Source organism: Pseudomonas sp. MWU318, assembly GCF_016756945.1.
Taxonomy (GTDB): domain Bacteria; phylum Pseudomonadota; class Gammaproteobacteria; order Pseudomonadales; family Pseudomonadaceae; genus Aquipseudomonas; species Aquipseudomonas putida_A.
The window spans coordinates 482,249-498,565 of sequence record NZ_JAESJL010000001.1; the positions used below are offsets into that span (position 1 = coordinate 482,249).

Genomic DNA, 16,317 nt, shown 5'->3' on the forward strand with positions numbered 1-16,317 from the left:
TCCATTTTTCTCACCGCCATGATGGCAATTTCCTACATTTGCTGCACTTCCCGATCAGGCAACGGGTATCCTTGCCGCCCCGATCTGCAGCTAATCTTTTTCGTATCCGCTCGGGAACTTGTGGCCATGCGCCACTTACTCATGCAAGAGCCCGGCATTTTCGACCGGTCGCCGTTCCGATTTCATTTCTTGAGAGCTATCCCTATGTCCACCCCAGAGTCCACCATCCTTGTAGTAGAAGACGACGACATCGTACGCATGCTCATCGTCGATGTGCTGGAGGAGCTGGATTTCAAGGTGTTGGAGGCGGCAGATGGCGAATCTGCGCTGAACACTCTCCGGGATCAGAGCAAGCTTATCGACTTGATGATGACCGACCACGGTCTGCCGGACATGATAGGTAGTGAACTCGCCGAAAAGGCACGTCAAATGCGCCCCTCCCTGCCCGTGCTGTTCGCCAGCGGATACGCCGAAAACATCGACGTGCCTGCGGATATGCACGTGATCGGCAAACCATTCTCGATCGATCAACTGCGTGACAAGGTCAAGGGCATTCTGGGCAATTAATCGCGGACGAAGCCCGGGGGCAAACCGATTGCCCCCGGGCATCGTTATTTACTCGACCCCGGCTTCATTGCCGTAAGCCAGACCCTCGGTGGGAATCATTTGATCAGCCGCACCGCCGACCTTTTTTGCAAGATCCCGGCCGAACCCGTTACTGACGCCGTTCTGACTCGCCTGGATCGCCGATCGCAGCGCCTGTGGATTGGGAATGAATTTACCCGCACTGTCATAGGCCCCAAGGATCAGTCGGGGGGAAATATCTACTGCATAGTTGATTTCCAGCGGTGGCAATATCTTCAGGCCGGAGTTTGGCCGAAACGCCAGCTCGGTGTTGGCATACAAGTGAAACCCTTCCAGTTGCCGGGCATCGATGAAGTAAGTGTGGCCGCCCTTGGCGCCACCGTAGACAAAAGCTCCAGCACCATCCTTCTTGTAAAATGCCGACGTTGAAATGCCGGCACCGTCCGGTGCCAACGCATCGTGCGCGCCGCCGTAGCCACCCTTGAAGCCGTTGACCTGATTGAGGTCCGTGATGGGCGTGCGCTGGCGAAAACCTTCCTTGAATATAATCGACGGATCACGGGTGTCGCCGCGAAAGGTGAAGCCCTGATACACAAATCCCTTCTGTGGCCCGGCATGGCGCACAAGCTGAGTTTCATTGGCGATCAGTTGCGCGACACTCGGCCCTCCCGCCAGCTCCTGCAGTTGACCGGCGACGACCGCGCCTTTGGCCACGTCCGGTATTTCCTTGCCAGCCGTACTCGCCAGGTGATGCGACAGAGTCCCGCCCGGCCGACGCAACAACGAGGGCCTGTTCGCCTGGCCAAGGGTATTGAGGATGCGCTGGCTCAAGCGTTTTTTCGCCGCCGCCGACAAGGCTTTGCCGATCAATCTCTCGCCGACAGGACCCGCCAGTTCAGCCAGTACGCCGATCGCGGCAGAGATGCGCAAACGGTCGGTTTCGGCGGGATCGTCGGCAATTTCCGCACGGATCAGATCGGTTGATGCCGCTCCGAGTCCCACCAGCAGGGATACCAGAACTTTCACCGAGGTCGAGGCCAGCACACCGCTGCCCCCCCAAGGCATCGAAGCAGCCAATGCCAGACATTGCAGGACGTGCCCCGCAGCCTCGAGCGCCAGGTCGGTTATGCGCTCCTCCGATGTCGACACCAGGGTATCGATATCCGCCCATGCGCGCACGACCTGGAGCTCGTACAGGCTGCGACCGATATTACTGCTGGGCTTGAACACCAGCTCCCGATAATGCGGTCTGGTCGCGAACAACGGCATTTCCCTGCCGCGATATTTGAAGTCCCTGACATGCGCCTGTTGTTGCGCGCGAAGCGATACCCGCTTGAGCAGTAATGTCTGCAGTCGGGCATTGCTTTCGAGAAACGCCCCCCTAGCGTCATGTCCGGCCGGAAAAACCATGGCCTGCCTGTCCTCGCCCAGAAAGAACAGAATGCCTTTGGCCAAATTGTCGGCCCCGATGAAAACCGCGTTGTCGACTGGCAGACTCGGGTCACTGTGCAAGAACAGAGTGCGCGGCGTCAGGGTGCCTTTCAAAAACGCAAAGGCTATTTGCCGATCATCGACAGACTGCTTCTCGTCCTTGATAAATTCGACCACCAGTTTTATCAGTTCCGTTCGCTTCAGATAGTTGCCGAATACCCGGGCGCCGTCAGGTAAAAGGTTATCCCTTACATACTGTTTGAAATCGTCCTGGTAGTTGGCATCCAGAAAGGCCTCGATCAATGCCTTGGGATAGAACGAAGGCCAGAGAATCTCCTTGTAGCCATGTTCCTTCAGCACTACCAGATGGTGATCGGTACAGATCTCGGCCAGCGTGAAGTTCTTCTGACGCCACTTGGCCGGTGGTTTCTCGGGTTTCAGCGAATCGCTGCGATTGACCGCATCATGTTCCAGATATTTGACAGGAATGATCGCATCATAGGTGATCTGGGCCAGCTCCTTGGGGGCAGTGACCAGCGCACGTGCCGTATCTTCGATGCGGGTGCGGATAAAGTAGGCCGGGTGAAAACTGGCAGGATCCGTCAGGGCGGCACAATGAATGGCAATTTTGTCAGCCAGTTCCTTGATATTCACCGCATCGATGAAGTCTTCGGCGTTTTGTCCGGCGGGTACCTCTGTGAGCGCCTCCACGCGTGGTTCGTTCGAGTTGCCTTGTGTTCCCCAGGGATCCAGCAGCGCCAATAAGCCGCAGTTCTCAGATGCTGCGGCACCCAGATCAAAAACATCTGCATCCATTTTCATAATTTGACTTCCCGGTAAGAGATCAGGCACTGATGCCGACTTGAGTTAATTGAGCCGTGTACAACATACCGAGCTAAAAATAAAAATTAAGAAAAGTTAAGTCAGTAAACTTTTCCAATATTTCGACAACAATAAAATTTCGGAAAAAACGCTTTCCGCGTTAGATGACACGGTCAAACCCGCAAGTCGGTCAACTTCCTGCCCTGTAAAAACTTGACTCAGATGTGGTCTAATTGCGCCGCGTTTTTACCCGCCTGCCTGCAAGGAACACCCGTCAATGCCCGCATCTCCCGCCACCAAAGTTCTGGTCATCGGTTACGTCTGGCCCGAACCGCGTTCTTCAGCGGCCAGTGGGCATGTGATGCAGATTCTCGAGACGTTTCTGCAGCAAGGCTGGGACATCACCTTCAGCAGCCCGGCCGGCCCGGGCGAGCACAAGGCTGACCTGACCGCGCTGGGCATCCGCGAAGTGCCGATCGAACTCAACAACAGCAGCTTCGATAGTTTCATCAGTGAACTGGCCCCGGATATCGTGCTGTTCGACCAGTTCATGATGGAAGAGCAGTTCGGCTGGCGTGTCGAAAAGCAATGCCCGAACGCCTTGCGCGTCCTGGAGACATCCGACCTGCAGAGCCTGCGCCATGCCCGCCACCACCGGCTCAAGGAGCGTTTGAAAGACGACCCGGACAATCAGGATTTCAGTGCCCTGTTCGCACCGGCGCTGCGCGAAGAATTCGAGCTGATGGCCGATACTGACCTGGCCAAACGGGAAATCGCCGCGTTGTATCGCTGCGATCTGAATCTGATGATTTCCGAAGTGGAAATCCAGTTGCTGGTCGAGCAGTTTCAAGTCCCGGGCGAGCTGCTGCACTGGTGCCCGCTGATGCTCGAACCACCGCGCGATTCGTTCGTACCCTTTGAGGAGCGCGCGCACTTTCTCAGTATTGGCAACTTCCGTCACGCGCCCAACTGGGACGCCGTGCTGTGGATGAAGACCGCCGTCTGGCCGCTGATCCGCCAGCAATTGCCCGGCGCCCAACTGCATGTCTACGGTGCCTATACGCCGCCCAAGGCCACAGCCCTGCACAACGCGGCGCAGGGGTTTCATGTGATGAACTGGGCAGAAGATGCGCTGCAGGTGATGTCACAAGCCCGGGTTTGCTTGGCGCCTTTGCGTTTCGGCGCAGGGATCAAGGGCAAGATCGTCGATGCGATGCTCTGCGGCACGCCCAATGTCACGACGCCCATCGGCGCCGAAGGCATGGGCGACGCACTGCCCTGGCCTGGTGCGGTGGCTCGATCGGCTCAAGCATTGGCCGACGCCGCCGTGGCACTGCACGAAGACAAACTGCGCTGGACTGACGCACAACAGGCCGGCGTCGTATTGTTGAACGCGCGCTATCGGCAGGCTGATCACGGCCCGGCGCTGATCGATCGCCTGCAACATTGCCGCGACAACTTGTCAGCGTTACGTCGCGCCAACTTTACTGGCAGCATGTTGCGTCACCATTTGCATAAAAGCACCCAGTACATGGCGCAGTGGATCGAAGCAAAAAACCAGAAAGATCGGTCATTGCCAACAGGTCAATCAGTCTGAGGGTCTCAGCAAGGCCCGGGCTGAGGCGCTGGAACTGTCCTTGTCGCGCGTGCATGATGGGCACTTGAACACCACAACAAGACGCATCGGACATGACCCGGGCCACCAGAATCACTGATCCCTCCTATGAGCTGATGGACGACCATAACGGGTTGTCCATCATCTACCGTCAGCATGGTTTTCCGTGCCCGCTGGTGCGTTGGCATTTCCACAAGGAATACGAACTGCACCTGATCGTCGCCAGTTCCGGCAAGGTCTTCATCGGCGACTACATCGGCAACTTCTACCCGCAAACACTGTTTCTCACCGGCCCCAATCTGCCGCACAACTGGATCAGCCAGGTGGCCGAAGACGAAGTGGTGGAAAAGCGCGACATGCTGGTGAACTTCACCGACGAGTTGTTCGAAAGCGGCCATCAGGTATTCGCCGAACTCAAGACGCTGACGCCGTTGCTGGAACGCGCGCAGTACGGCATCGAATTTCGCGACAAGGACACGATCCGCGAGGCGATGAAACTGATGCAGCTGATTGCCGACAGCCGCGGCATCACTCGTCTCGGGCACTTTTTCATTCTGATGGAGCTGCTGGCGGCCACTGACGATTATCAATTGTTGTCCGGCGCCACCAACACGCAACTGGCCGACGAGCACAACATCGACCGCACCAACCGCGCGGTCGATTACATCTTCAGCCACTACGCCCGCGAATTGACCCTGGAAGAAGTCGCCGAACATCTGGGGATGAAACCGACCTATTTCAGCCGCGTATTCAAACAGGCCACCGGGCGCAACTTCATCGAGTTCGTCAATCGTCTGCGCATCAGCAAATCCTGCGAACTGCTGGCCGATGGCGACAAACCGGTGACGGAGGTGTGTTTCGAGTCGGGGTTCAACAACATTTCCAATTTCAATCGGCGCTTCCAGCAACTCAAGGGCATGACGCCGTCACACTATCGACGCCTCGCGGTGCAACGCCTGACCGAACAGAATCACGCTTAACGGCCACATCAAAAGATCGCAGCCTGCGGCAGCTCCTACAGGAATCGGTGTAGGAGCTGCCGCAGGCTGCGATCTTTTGATTTTTAGCCAGTGCAAAAAAGTATCGGTTCAAGTGCGACGGATGATTTGTCAGTCCGTCGATTGAGGGCTGTAATCAGCACACATTCTTCCTGCATTCGGAAGACACAAAAACAATAACTGTCCTTCTGCCTCCCCACGGACGCAGAAAAGGAGTGCACGATGCAACCCACTGCAAAAGCTCTGCTAGCCCTCACCTGCATGACCCTCAGCAGCGTCAGCCTTGGCGCCCAGACCCTGACCATCGCCACCGTCAACAACAGCGACATGATCCGCATGCAAAAGCTCTCGAAAACTTTCGAGTCCGAGCATCCGGAGATCAAGCTCAATTGGGTGGTACTGGAAGAAAACGTCCTGCGCCAGCGTCTCACTACCGACATCGCCACTCAGGGCGGACAGTTCGATGTGTTGACCATCGGCATGTACGAAGCGGCACTCTGGGGCGCCAAAGGCTGGCTGGAACCGATGAAGGACCTGCCGGCCAGTTACGCCCTCGACGATGTGTTCCCGTCGGTGCGTGAGGGCCTGTCGGTCAAGGGTTCGCTGTACGCCCTGCCGTTCTACGCCGAAAGCTCGATCACCTATTACCGCACCGACCTGTTCAAGGATGCCGGGCTGAGCATGCCCGAGCGCCCGACCTGGGAACAGATCGCCGGTTTCGCCGAAAAACTCACCAACAAGGACAAAGAGCAGTACGGCATTTGCCTGCGCGGCAAGGCCGGCTGGGGCGAGAACATGGCGTTGATCACCACTGTCGCCAATGCTTACGGCGCGCGCTGGTTCGATGAGAAATGGCAGCCGGAATTCACCGGCCCGGAATGGAAAAACGCGCTGAATTTCTACGTCGATACCATGAAGAAATCCGGCCCGCCGGGCGCCTCCAGCAACGGTTTCAACGAAAACCTCGCGCTGTTCAACAGCGGCAAATGCGCGATCTGGGTGGACGCTTCCGTTGCCGGCTCGTTCGTTACCGACAAGACCCAAAGCAAGGTCGCCGACCACGTCGGCTTTACCTTCGCTCCGCATCAGGTCACCGACAAAGGTTCGGCGTGGCTGTATTCGTGGGCACTGGCGATTCCCACCAGTTCCAAGGCCAAGGACGCCGCCAAGGCGTTCAGCGCCTGGGCCACCTCCAAGGAATACGGCGAGCTGGTGGCCAAGACCGACGGCATCGCCAACGTGCCGCCGGGCACCCGCACCTCGACGTACAGCGATGCGTACATGAGCGCGGCACCGTTCGCCAAGGTCACGCTGGAATCGCTCAAGGCCGCTGACCCGAGCAAACCGACGCTGAAACCGGTGCCCTACATCGGTATTCAGCTGGTGACCATTCCTGAATTCCAGGGCGTGGGCACCCAGGTCGGCAAGCTGTTCTCGGCAGCGCTGATCGGCCAGACCACGGTGGATCAGGCCCTGACCGCCGCGCAGCAAACCACCGAACGCGAGATGAAGCGCGCCGGTTATCCCAAGTAACCACTGAACGACTTGCTCCTGCCTCCTGTGGGAGCGAGCCTGCTCGCGAAGGCGTCGTGCCAGCCAATACACATGGCACTGATCCCGCGCTTTCGCGAGCAGGCTCGCTCCCACACGGGATCTCCATAGGTCTGTATGACTCGGTTGTGATCACCATGAATACTTCAACTGCCAAAGCCCACCTCGACCTGTCGCAACCCCAGCGCAAGGTCCGCGTACGCAATCCCGGCTGGTTTCTGGTCAGCCCTTCGGTGGCCCTGTTGCTGCTGTGGATGATCGTGCCGTTGGGCATGACCATTTACTTCTCGATGATTCGCTACAACCTGCTCGATCCTGGCGTCAACGAATTCGTCGGGCTGGAGAACTTCACTTACTTTCTGACCGACTCCGGGTTCCTGCCCGGCGCCACCAACACTCTGTTGCTGGTGGGCAGCGTGCTGTTGATCAGCGTGGTGTTCGGTGTGCTGATCAGCGCGTTGCTCGAGGCCAGCGAATTTCTCGGTCGCGGCATCGTGCGGGTGATGCTGATCTCGCCGTTCTTCATTATGCCCACGGTCGGCGCGCTGATCTGGAAGAACCTGATTTTCCATCCGGTCTCGGGGATTCTCGCTTACGTCTGGCGGCTGTTCGGCGCCGAGCCGGTGGACTGGCTGGCGCACTACCCGCTGCTGTCAATCATCATAATTGTTTCGTGGCAATGGTTGCCCTTCGCGATCCTGATCCTGATGACCGCCATGCAGTCCCTCGACCAGGAACAGAAAGAAGCAGCGCGTCTCGATGGTGCCGGCCCCGTCGCGATCTTCTGGCACCTGACCCTGCCGCACCTCGCACGCCCGATCGCCGTGGTGGTGATGATCGAAACGATCTTCCTGCTGTCGGTGTTCGCCGAGATTTTCACCACCACCAACGGCGGCCCCGGCTACGCCTCGACCAACCTCGCCTACCTGATCTACAACCAGGCGCTGGTGCAGTTCGACGTCGGCATGGCCTCGGCGGGCGGCTTGATTGCCGTGGTCATCGCCAACATCGCCGCGATCATTCTGGTGCGGATGATCGGCAAAAACCTGACTGACAAAGCCTGAGGCCTGCCATGACTCTTCAACAATCCCGCCGGCTGCAAAGCCTGCTGCTCGGCACTTTGGCCTGGGCCATCGCGATCATCATTTTCTTTCCGATCTTCTGGATGGTGATGACCAGTTTCAAGACCGAAATCGACGCCTTCGCCACGCCGCCGCAGTTCATCTTCACACCAACGCTGGAGAACTACCTGCACATCAACGAGCGCAGCGACTACTTCAGTTTTGCCTGGAACTCGGTGGTGATCTCGTTCAGCGCCACGGCCCTGTGCCTGCTGATCGCGGTGCCTGCCGCTTACTCGATGGCGTTCTACGAAACCCAGCGCACCAAGGGCACGCTGCTGTGGATGCTTTCGACCAAGATGCTGCCGCCGGTGGGCGTGCTGATGCCGATCTACCTGCTGGCCAAGAGTTTCGGCCTGCTCGACACGCGCATCGCGTTGATCGTGATCTACACCCTGATCAACCTGCCGATCGTGGTGTGGATGATTTACACCTACTTCAAGGACATCCCCAAGGACATCCTCGAAGCCGCTCGCCTCGACGGCGCCACGCTGTGGCAGGAAATGGTTCGCGTGCTGCTGCCGATCGCCAAGGGCGGCCTCGCGTCCACCGTGCTGCTGTCGCTGATCCTGTGCTGGAACGAGGCGTTCTGGTCGCTGAACCTGACCTCGTCGAAAGCCGCGCCGCTGACCGCGCTGATCGCCTCGTACTCAAGTCCTGAAGGCTTGTTCTGGGCCAAGTTGTCGGCAGTCTCGACCCTGGCCTGTGCGCCGATCCTGATCTTCGGCTGGATCAGTCAGAAACAACTGGTGCGCGGCCTGTCGTTCGGCGCCGTGAAATGAAGATTTAAAAGCAAAAGATCGCAGCCTGCGGCAGCTCCTACAGGGGCACTGTGTAGGAGTTGCCGCAGGCTGCGATCTTTTGATCTTAAAAAAAACAACAATGCGGAGGCCCATCAAAATGGCCAACCTGAAAATCAAGAATCTGCAAAAAGGCTTCGAAGGTTTCTCCATCATCAAGGGCATCGACCTTGAGGTGAATGACAAGGAGTTCGTGGTCTTCGTCGGCCCGTCCGGTTGCGGCAAATCCACCCTGCTGCGACTGATTGCCGGGCTGGAAGAAGTCAGCGGCGGCACCATCGAGCTCGATGGCCGCGACATCACCGAAGTCAGCCCGGCCAAGCGCGATCTGGCGATGGTGTTCCAGACCTACGCGCTGTACCCGCACATGACAGTGAAGAAAAACATGTCGTTCGCCCTCGATCTGGCCGGTGTCCCGAAAGCCGAAGTCGAGAAAAAGGTCGGCGAAGCGGCGCGCATTCTCGAACTCGGGCCGATGCTCGAGCGCAAGCCCAAACAGCTGTCCGGCGGCCAACGGCAACGGGTCGCGATCGGCCGGGCAATTGTGCGCAACCCGAAAATCTTCCTGTTCGACGAACCGCTGTCCAACCTCGACGCCGCGCTGCGCGTGCAGATGCGTCTGGAGCTGCTGCGTCTGCACAAGGACCTGCAAGCCACGATGATCTACGTGACCCACGATCAGGTCGAAGCCATGACCATGGCCGACAAAGTCGTGGTGCTCAACGGCGGCAAAATCGAGCAGGTCGGCTCGCCGCTGGACCTCTATCACAACCCGGCCAACCTGTTCGTCGCCGGCTTTCTCGGCACGCCGAAAATGGGTTTCCTCAAGGGCAAAATCGCCCGTGTCGACAGCCAGACCTGCGAGGCCTCGCTGGATGCCGGCACGCGCATCACCCTGCCATTCAACGCCGCCAACCTGAGCGTCGGCAGCGCGGTGACCCTGGGCATTCGCCCGGAACATCTGGAACTGGCGCAAGCGGGCGACTGCACCCTGCAAGTCACCGCTGACGTCAGCGAACGCCTGGGCAGCGACACCTTCTGCCACGTCACCACCAACGCCGGCGAAGCCCTGACCCTGCGCGTGCGCGGTGATCTGGCCAGCCGCTATGGCGAGCAACTGAACCTGCACCTGGACGCCAGCCATTGCCACCTGTTCGACGCCGATGGCGTGGCGCTGACCCGCCCGCTGCGCGCGGCGGCCTGAATTTCGAGACCTGCCCGATGAAACTGAATGAACAAAACCTGCATCGCCTCGCCCCCGAGGTGCAACTGCCGGCCTACAACCTCAGCGACACCCGTCAGGGCATCGCGCACATTGGCGTCGGCGGCTTCCACCGCGCGCATCAGGCGTATTACACCGATGCGCTGATGAACACCGGCCAGGCGCTGGACTGGGCGATCTGTGGGGTCGGCTTGCGCGCGGAAGACCGCCGCGCCCGTGACGACCTCAAGGAGCAGGATTACCTGTTTACCCTGTTCGAACTCGGCGATAACGACGACACCGAAGTGCGGGTGATCGGTGCGATCCGCGACATGCTCCTGGCCGAGGATGGCGCGCAGGCGCTGATCGACAAACTTGCCGATCCGCAGATTCGTATCGTCTCGCTGACCATCACCGAAGGCGGCTACTGCATCGACGACAGCAACGGCGAATTCATGGCGCACCTGCCGCAGATTCAACACGATCTGGCACATCCGCAAACGCCGAAAACCGTGTTCGGTTTTCTCTGCGCGGCGCTGGAAAAACGCCGTGGCTCGGGCACACCGGCGTTCACGATCATGTCCTGCGATAACCTGCCGCATAACGGCGCGGTGACCCGCAAGGCACTGCTGGCCTTCGCCACCCTGCGTGACACGGGGCTGCGCGACTGGATCGAGCAGAACGTCAGTTTCCCCAACGCCATGGTCGACCGCATCACGCCGATGACCAGCACCGCGCATCGTCTGCAACTGGCCGACAAACACGCGGTCGACGATGCCTGGCCGGTGGTCTGCGAGCCGTTTGTGCAGTGGGTGCTGGAAGACAAGTTCGTCAATGGGCGCCCGGCCTGGGAACAGGTTGGCGTGCAGTTCACCGACGACGTTTCGCCCTACGAAGAAATGAAGATCAAACTGCTCAACGGCAGCCATCTGGCGCTGACGTATCTGGGCTTTTTGAAGGGCTATCGCTTCGTCCACGAGACCATGAACGACCCGCTGTTCGTGCGCTACATGCGCGCCTACATGGACCTCGACGTCACCCCGCAACTGGCGCCGGTGCCGGGCATCGATCTGACCGACTACAAAAACACATTGGTGGCGCGTTTTTCCAATCAGGCGATTGCCGATCAGCTGGAGCGGGTGTGTTCGGATGGCTCGTCGAAGTTTCCCAAGTTCACTATTCCGACGATCAATCGCTTGATTGCCGACGGTCAGGAAACCAGGCGTGCGGCGTTGGTGGTGGCAGCCTGGGCGCTTTATCTGAAGGGCGTGGATGAGAATGGCGACACTTATTCGATTCCTGATCCACGGGCGGAATTCTGTCAGGGGCTGGTGGCGGATGATGCGTTGATCACCCAGCGGTTGTTGGCGGTTGAGGAGATCTTCGGCACGGCGATACCGCGTTCGGCGGCGTTTGTGGCGGCATTTGAATGGTGCTGCAACAGCTTGCGTGAGGTGGGGGTGACGCGCACGTTGGAGCGGGTGCTGGCTGAGTGATGCGGTGAAACCACCGATGCCATCGCTGGCAAGCCAGCTCCCACAGGGTTTTCAATCGTTCATGGATTTTGTGTACAACCGAGAACCTGTGGGAGCTGGCTTGCCAGCGATTGGCTTCACCTTGACTCACTGACACCCTGAGGACCTCACTGTGACCACCCGACAACTCTTCCTCGGCATCGACTGCGGCACCCAGGGCACCAAAGCGATCATCCTCGATGCCAGCAGCGGTCAGGTGCTCGGCGAAGGCGCGGCCACGCATACGATGATCAGCGGTGCCAACGGCCGGCGCGAGCAGGACACCCAACAGTGGCTGGACGCCTTCGCCCTCGCCACCCGCCGCGCCTTACTCGCAGCCAATGTCGACGGTCAGGCGATCCTCGGCATTGGCGTCTCCGGCCAGCAACACGGTCTGGTGCTGCTCGACGATCAGGGCCAGGTGCTGCGCCGGGCCAAGCTGTGGTGCGACACCGAAACCACCGATGAAAACGACCGTCTGCTCAAACACTTGGGCGGTGAAAAAGGCTCGTTGGAGCGTCTGGGCGTGGTCATCGCGCCGGGCTACACCGTGTCCAAACTGCTGTGGACCAAGGAACAGCACCCGGAGGTGTTCTCGCGTATTGCGCGCGTCCTGCTGCCCCACGACTACCTGAACTTCTGGCTCACCGGCCGCGCCTGCAGCGAGTATGGCGACGCTTCCGGCACCGGTTATTTCAACGTGCGCAGCCGTCAGTGGGACTTGCAACTGCTGCGCGATATCGACGCCACGGGTCGCCTGCAAGCCGCGTTACCGGAGCTGATCGACGCGCATCAGGCGGTCGGCACGCTGCTGCCGGCGATTGCCGAACAGCTCGGCCTCAACCCGAATGCGCTGGTCGCCAGCGGCGGTGGCGACAACATGATGGGCGCCATCGGCACCGGCAATATTCAGCCGGGAGCGATCACCATGAGCCTCGGCTCCTCCGGCACGGTGTACGCCTACGCGGAGGCGCCGCAGGTCAGCGCGGATGCTTCGGTCGCGACCTTCTGCTCGTCCAGCGGCGGCTGGCTGCCGCTGATCTGCACCATGAACCTGACCAACGCCACCGGTGCGATCCGCGAACTGTTCGACCTCGATCTGCAGCAGTTCAATCAACTCGTGGCCGAGGCGCCGATCGGCGCGGAGGGCGTGAGCATGTTGCCTTTCCTCAACGGTGAACGCGTCCCCGCCCTGCCCCATGCCACCGGCAGCCTGCACGGCCTGACCCTGAGCAACCTGACCCAGGCCAACCTGTGTCGCGCTGTGGTTGAAGGCACCACCTTCGGTTTGCGTTATGGGCTGGATCTGTTACGCCACAATGGTTTACAAAGCCGCAGCATTTGCCTGATCGGCGGCGGTTCGAAAAGCGCGGTATGGCGGCAGATCGTCGCCGACATCATGAACACCCCGGTGATCTGCACCGAACACAGCGAAGCCGCAGCCCTTGGCGCGGCGATTCAGGCGGCGTGGTGCAAGTCATGGTCGAACGGCCACGAAGACACTTTGGCCGACCTGTGCCAGCGCTGCGTGAAGCTCGATCTGCACAGTGAAACCCTGCCGGTCGCCGCCCATGTCGCGGCGTTCCAGCAGGCCTATGAACGCTATCAACAGCATGTCGCAACCCTATAAAGAGCAAACAATTATGTATTTGGTGTGTGGCGAAGCCCTGTTCGATTTCTTCAGCGAAGACGATGCCAGCGGTCTGGCCTCGAAAGTCAATTTCAAGGCGATTGCCGGCGGCTCGCCGTTCAACGTCGCGGTCGGCTTGCGCCGTTTGGGTGTGGATTCGGCGCTGTTTGCCGGGTTGTCCACCGACTATCTGGGCCGACGTCTGCAGCAGGTGCTGCAGGAAGAAGGCGTGCGTGCGGACTACCTGATCGACTTCGCCGCGCCAACCACGCTGGCGATGGTCGCGGTCGGTGCCAACGGTTCGCCGCATTACAGTTTTCGCGGCGAGGGCTGTGCTGATCGCCAATTAAGCCTCGCCCATCTGCCGCAGCTCGGAGATGACGTGCGTGGTCTGCACATCGGCTCGTTCTCGCTGGTGGTGCAGCCGATCGCCGACACCCTGCTGACTCTGGTGCAGCGCGAAAGCGGCAAGCGCCTGATCACTCTCGATCCCAACGTACGGCTCAACCCGGAGCCAAACATCGACTTGTGGCGCCAGCGCGTGGCGACCCTGGTGCAACTGGCCGACATGATCAAGGTCAGCGACGAAGACCTGAGCCTGTTGTATCCCGAACAGGACCCGCAGCGCGTGATCGAAGGCTGGCTGCAGCATCGCTGCCAGTTGGTATTCCTGACCCGTGGCGGCGAAGGCGCAACGGTTTTCAGCCGCATTCATGGTTCGTGGTCAGTACCGGCGTGCTCGGTGAAGATCGCCGATACCGTCGGCGCCGGCGATACCTTTCAAGCAGCGTTGATCACCTGGCTGACCGAGCAAGGACTGGACTCGGTCGCAGGTGTTCAGGAGCTCAGCCGCGAGCAGATCGACGCGATGCTCAGGTTTGCCGTGCAGGCCGCCGCCCTTACGTGCAGCAAGACCGGCCCGGATTTACCCTATCGTCACCAGTTGAGCTGAGCGCGTAGACTGTCGGCCTTTTTGCGCGCATGGGGATGACGGTTTGATGTCGGGGCGGACGGCGGGACTTTTGATACTGGCGGGATTACTCAGCGGCTGCGGCACCTCGCCGCCGCGTTCGCCGGAAGACATCTGCGCGATCTTCCGCGAGAAAAGCGACTGGTACGATGCGGCGCAAGTCACGCAAAAGCGCTGGGGCGTGCCGATCCAGGTGCCCTTCGCGATCATGTATCAGGAGTCCGGCTACCGCTACGACGCCAAGACGCCGCGAAAATACCTGCTGTGGGTGATTCCGTGGGGCCGGGTCACCACGGCCTCGGGCTACGCCCAGGCCAAGGATGAAGTCTGGTCCGACTACCAGAAAAGCACCGGCCGACACGGCGCCGACCGCGAAGACTTCGATGACGCCATCGACTTCGTCGGCTGGTACATGGACAAGACCACTTCGATCAACGGCGTGTACAAGTACGACGCCTATAACCAGTACCTGAACTACCACGAAGGCTGGGGCGGCTTCCGCAACAAGACCTACGCCAGCAAGGCCTGGTTGATGCCGACTGCGCGCAAGGTGCAGGCGCGTTCCGACGTGTATGCGCGGCAGTATGCCGGGTGCAAAGAGGATCTGAATCGCGGCTTCTGGAGCCGGTTCTGGCATTGGTTGTAGCCCGCCGAAGATCCCCTGTAGGAGCTGCCGCAGGCTGCGATCTTTGATTTTGTTTTTTTACAATCAAGATCAAAAGATCGCAGCCTGCGGCAGCTCCTACAGGGGTGAGGTTTACAGGACGGAGAAGTTGTAACTCACAATCAACCGGGTCTCATCCACATCCCGGGCAAACTTTTCATAGTTGGTGCGGTAAGTCGCATTGCGCAGGCGCAGGCTGACATCCTTGAACGTGCCCGTCTGGATCACGTACTTCAACTCGCTGTCGCGTTCCCACTCTTTACCTTCCTGATCGCTGCCCGGGACCTTGATGTGATCACCGTTGACATAGCGGGTCAGGAAGCTCAGGCCGTTGATGCCGATGGCCTTGAAGTCATAGTCATAACGCAGCTGCCAGGAACGTTCCTGCGCCGCGGCGAAGTCGTTGACCTGCACGTAGTTGACCAGATACGGGTTGCTGCCATCGAGGTACGGCATCGAGTTGTCGCCGTTCATGCGCTGCCAGCCGGCGCTGAAGGTGTGGCCGCTGATGCCGTACGAGAGCATGCCGCTCAAGGCGCGGTTGTCGATGGAGCCGGCCTTCGCATCACCGCTGTCGGCGCTTTTCAGCAAACGCAGATCGGCCTTCAGCACACCGTCACCCAGCGGTTGGTTGCCGAGCAAGCCAATGAAGTGCTGGCGGTAGATGTCTTCCAGCTCGGCGTAGTGATACTGCGCGGTCAGGCGATCGTTGATCTTGTAGTCGAAGCCGTACATGTCGAAATGATCGGCGGTGGTGTTGCAGGCGTAGCGCTTGTTCTTGCAGTGCACGCGGATGTCTTGCGAATCGGTGGAATCGCGCGCGGTGTACTTGTCCAGACGCGCGGCCATGAAGGTCAGATCCTTCACTTCCCTGGAGGTCAGCATGGCGCCGTTGAACATGGTCGGCAGCAAGCGGCCGTCGTTGTACTTGAGCAACGGCAGATCCGGCAGCAGCGCGCCGTACTTCAACACCGTGTCCGAGACCTTGACCTTGGCGGTCAGGCCCATTTTCGCGTACTGACCCTTCGAGCCGCGCGGGTTCTCGCCACTGGACGGCAGCAAGCCGCTGTTGCTGCGATCAGGGCTGGAGTCGAGCTGAAAACCGAGCATGCCCAGCGCATCGATACCGAAGCCGACCGTGCCCTCGGTGTAACCCGATTGCAGATTGAGAATAAAGCCTTGCGCCGACTCTTCACGCTTGGAAGCGCCCTGGTCACTGGAGGTGTGCCCATCACGGAAATCGCGGTTGAAGTACACCGTGCGCGATTCGATTTTCGCCGTGGTGTCTTCGAGAAAACCGCTGGCCTGAACCTGCGCGGCAAAACCGGCGCACAGCACAACGGCTCCGAAGCCAAACGACTGGCGCGGGGTGATGAGAGGGAATGGGGGACGCATGAAAAACTCCAACAGTACAG

At 59.6% G+C, this 16,317-nt stretch carries 13 protein-coding genes; 11 read left to right on the plus strand and 2 right to left on the minus strand.

All coding sequences use genetic code 11. The features are described from left to right. Positions 1-204 precede the first annotated feature (204 nt). Entirely contained in the window at positions 205-567 is a 363-nt protein-coding gene (locus tag JN524_RS01970; protein ID WP_202368568.1) for a response regulator, read from the plus strand. A 48-nt stretch (positions 568-615) separates the two neighbouring features. Here JN524_RS01970 and JN524_RS01975 read toward each other — a convergent pair whose 3' ends face one another. Beyond that, positions 616-2,838 carry a hypothetical protein gene (locus JN524_RS01975; protein WP_202368288.1) on the minus strand — a complete coding sequence of 741 codons (2,223 nt, stop codon included), beginning with the start codon at positions 2,836-2,838 and terminating at the stop codon, positions 616-618. 277 nt (positions 2,839-3,115) lie between these two features. Here JN524_RS01975 and JN524_RS01980 point away from each other — a divergent pair, with 277 nt between their 5' ends. The 10 genes from JN524_RS01980 to JN524_RS02025 all read left to right on the plus strand — a co-directional run bounded on the left by JN524_RS01980 (position 3,116) and on the right by JN524_RS02025 (position 14,884). After that, positions 3,116-4,435, plus strand: coding sequence for a glycosyltransferase (locus tag JN524_RS01980; protein WP_202368289.1), 1,320 nt, complete (start codon positions 3,116-3,118; stop codon positions 4,433-4,435). A 92-nt stretch (positions 4,436-4,527) separates the two neighbouring features. Then, entirely contained in the window at positions 4,528-5,433 is a 906-nt protein-coding gene (locus tag JN524_RS01985) for an AraC family transcriptional regulator (protein ID WP_047597152.1), read from the plus strand. Between the two features lie 240 nt (positions 5,434-5,673). After that, positions 5,674-6,984, plus strand: a complete 1,311-nt coding sequence (locus tag JN524_RS01990; protein ID WP_202368290.1) for an ABC transporter substrate-binding protein — start codon at positions 5,674-5,676, stop codon at positions 6,982-6,984. A gap of 155 nt (positions 6,985-7,139) precedes the next feature. Further along, complete coding sequence (locus tag JN524_RS01995) at positions 7,140-8,066, plus strand: carbohydrate ABC transporter permease (protein WP_003225141.1); 927 nt, start codon at positions 7,140-7,142, stop codon at positions 8,064-8,066. Between the two features lie 8 nt (positions 8,067-8,074). Beyond that, complete coding sequence (locus tag JN524_RS02000; RefSeq protein ID WP_098964116.1) at positions 8,075-8,905, plus strand: carbohydrate ABC transporter permease; 831 nt, start codon at positions 8,075-8,077, stop codon at positions 8,903-8,905. A gap of 118 nt (positions 8,906-9,023) precedes the next feature. Then, the gene (locus tag JN524_RS02005) at positions 9,024-10,127 is read left to right on the plus strand and encodes an ABC transporter ATP-binding protein (RefSeq protein WP_202368291.1); all 1,104 of its coding nucleotides are present in this window, start codon (positions 9,024-9,026) and stop codon (positions 10,125-10,127) included. Between the two features lie 17 nt (positions 10,128-10,144). Then, a complete protein-coding gene (locus tag JN524_RS02010; RefSeq protein ID WP_202368292.1) occupies positions 10,145-11,620 on the plus strand; it encodes a mannitol dehydrogenase family protein in 1,476 nt (491 codons plus the stop codon). A 151-nt stretch (positions 11,621-11,771) separates the two neighbouring features. Then, a complete protein-coding gene (xylB, locus tag JN524_RS02015) occupies positions 11,772-13,268 on the plus strand; it encodes a xylulokinase (protein ID WP_202368293.1) in 1,497 nt (498 codons plus the stop codon). Positions 13,269-13,281: 13 nt separating this feature from the next. Further along, a complete protein-coding gene (locus JN524_RS02020; protein WP_202368294.1) occupies positions 13,282-14,220 on the plus strand; it encodes a carbohydrate kinase family protein in 939 nt (312 codons plus the stop codon). A 46-nt stretch (positions 14,221-14,266) separates the two neighbouring features. Next, positions 14,267-14,884, plus strand: a complete 618-nt coding sequence (locus JN524_RS02025; RefSeq protein WP_372241192.1) for a transglycosylase SLT domain-containing protein — start codon at positions 14,267-14,269, stop codon at positions 14,882-14,884. Between the two features lie 111 nt (positions 14,885-14,995). Here the strand turns inward: JN524_RS02025 and JN524_RS02030 are convergent, their stop codons facing one another. Next, a complete protein-coding gene (locus tag JN524_RS02030) occupies positions 14,996-16,297 on the minus strand; it encodes an OprD family porin (RefSeq protein WP_202368295.1) in 1,302 nt (433 codons plus the stop codon). Positions 16,298-16,317 lie beyond the last annotated feature (20 nt).

Excerpts from the sequence above, each read along its gene's own strand:
- JN524_RS02000 (WP_098964116.1), top strand. The coding sequence starts at position 8,075 with ATGACTCTTCAACAATCCCGCCGGCTGCAAAGCCTGCTGCTCGGCACT.
- JN524_RS01995 (WP_003225141.1), top strand. The coding sequence starts at position 7,140 with ATGAATACTTCAACTGCCAAAGCCCACCTCGACCTGTCGCAACCCCAG.
- JN524_RS02010 (WP_202368292.1), top strand. The coding sequence starts at position 10,145 with ATGAAACTGAATGAACAAAACCTGCATCGCCTCGCCCCCGAGGTGCAA.
- JN524_RS02020 (WP_202368294.1), top strand. The coding sequence starts at position 13,282 with ATGTATTTGGTGTGTGGCGAAGCCCTGTTCGATTTCTTCAGCGAAGAC.
- JN524_RS02005 (WP_202368291.1), top strand. The coding sequence starts at position 9,024 with ATGGCCAACCTGAAAATCAAGAATCTGCAAAAAGGCTTCGAAGGTTTC.
- JN524_RS01975 (WP_202368288.1), bottom strand. The coding sequence starts at position 2,838 with ATGAAAATGGATGCAGATGTTTTTGATCTGGGTGCCGCAGCATCTGAG.
- JN524_RS02030 (WP_202368295.1), bottom strand. The coding sequence starts at position 16,297 with ATGCGTCCCCCATTCCCTCTCATCACCCCGCGCCAGTCGTTTGGCTTC.
- JN524_RS01990 (WP_202368290.1), top strand. The coding sequence starts at position 5,674 with ATGCAACCCACTGCAAAAGCTCTGCTAGCCCTCACCTGCATGACCCTC.
- JN524_RS01980 (WP_202368289.1), top strand. The coding sequence starts at position 3,116 with ATGCCCGCATCTCCCGCCACCAAAGTTCTGGTCATCGGTTACGTCTGG.
- JN524_RS01985 (WP_047597152.1), top strand. The coding sequence starts at position 4,528 with ATGACCCGGGCCACCAGAATCACTGATCCCTCCTATGAGCTGATGGAC.
- JN524_RS02025 (WP_372241192.1), top strand. The coding sequence starts at position 14,267 with ATGTCGGGGCGGACGGCGGGACTTTTGATACTGGCGGGATTACTCAGC.
- JN524_RS01970 (WP_202368568.1), top strand. The coding sequence starts at position 205 with ATGTCCACCCCAGAGTCCACCATCCTTGTAGTAGAAGACGACGACATC.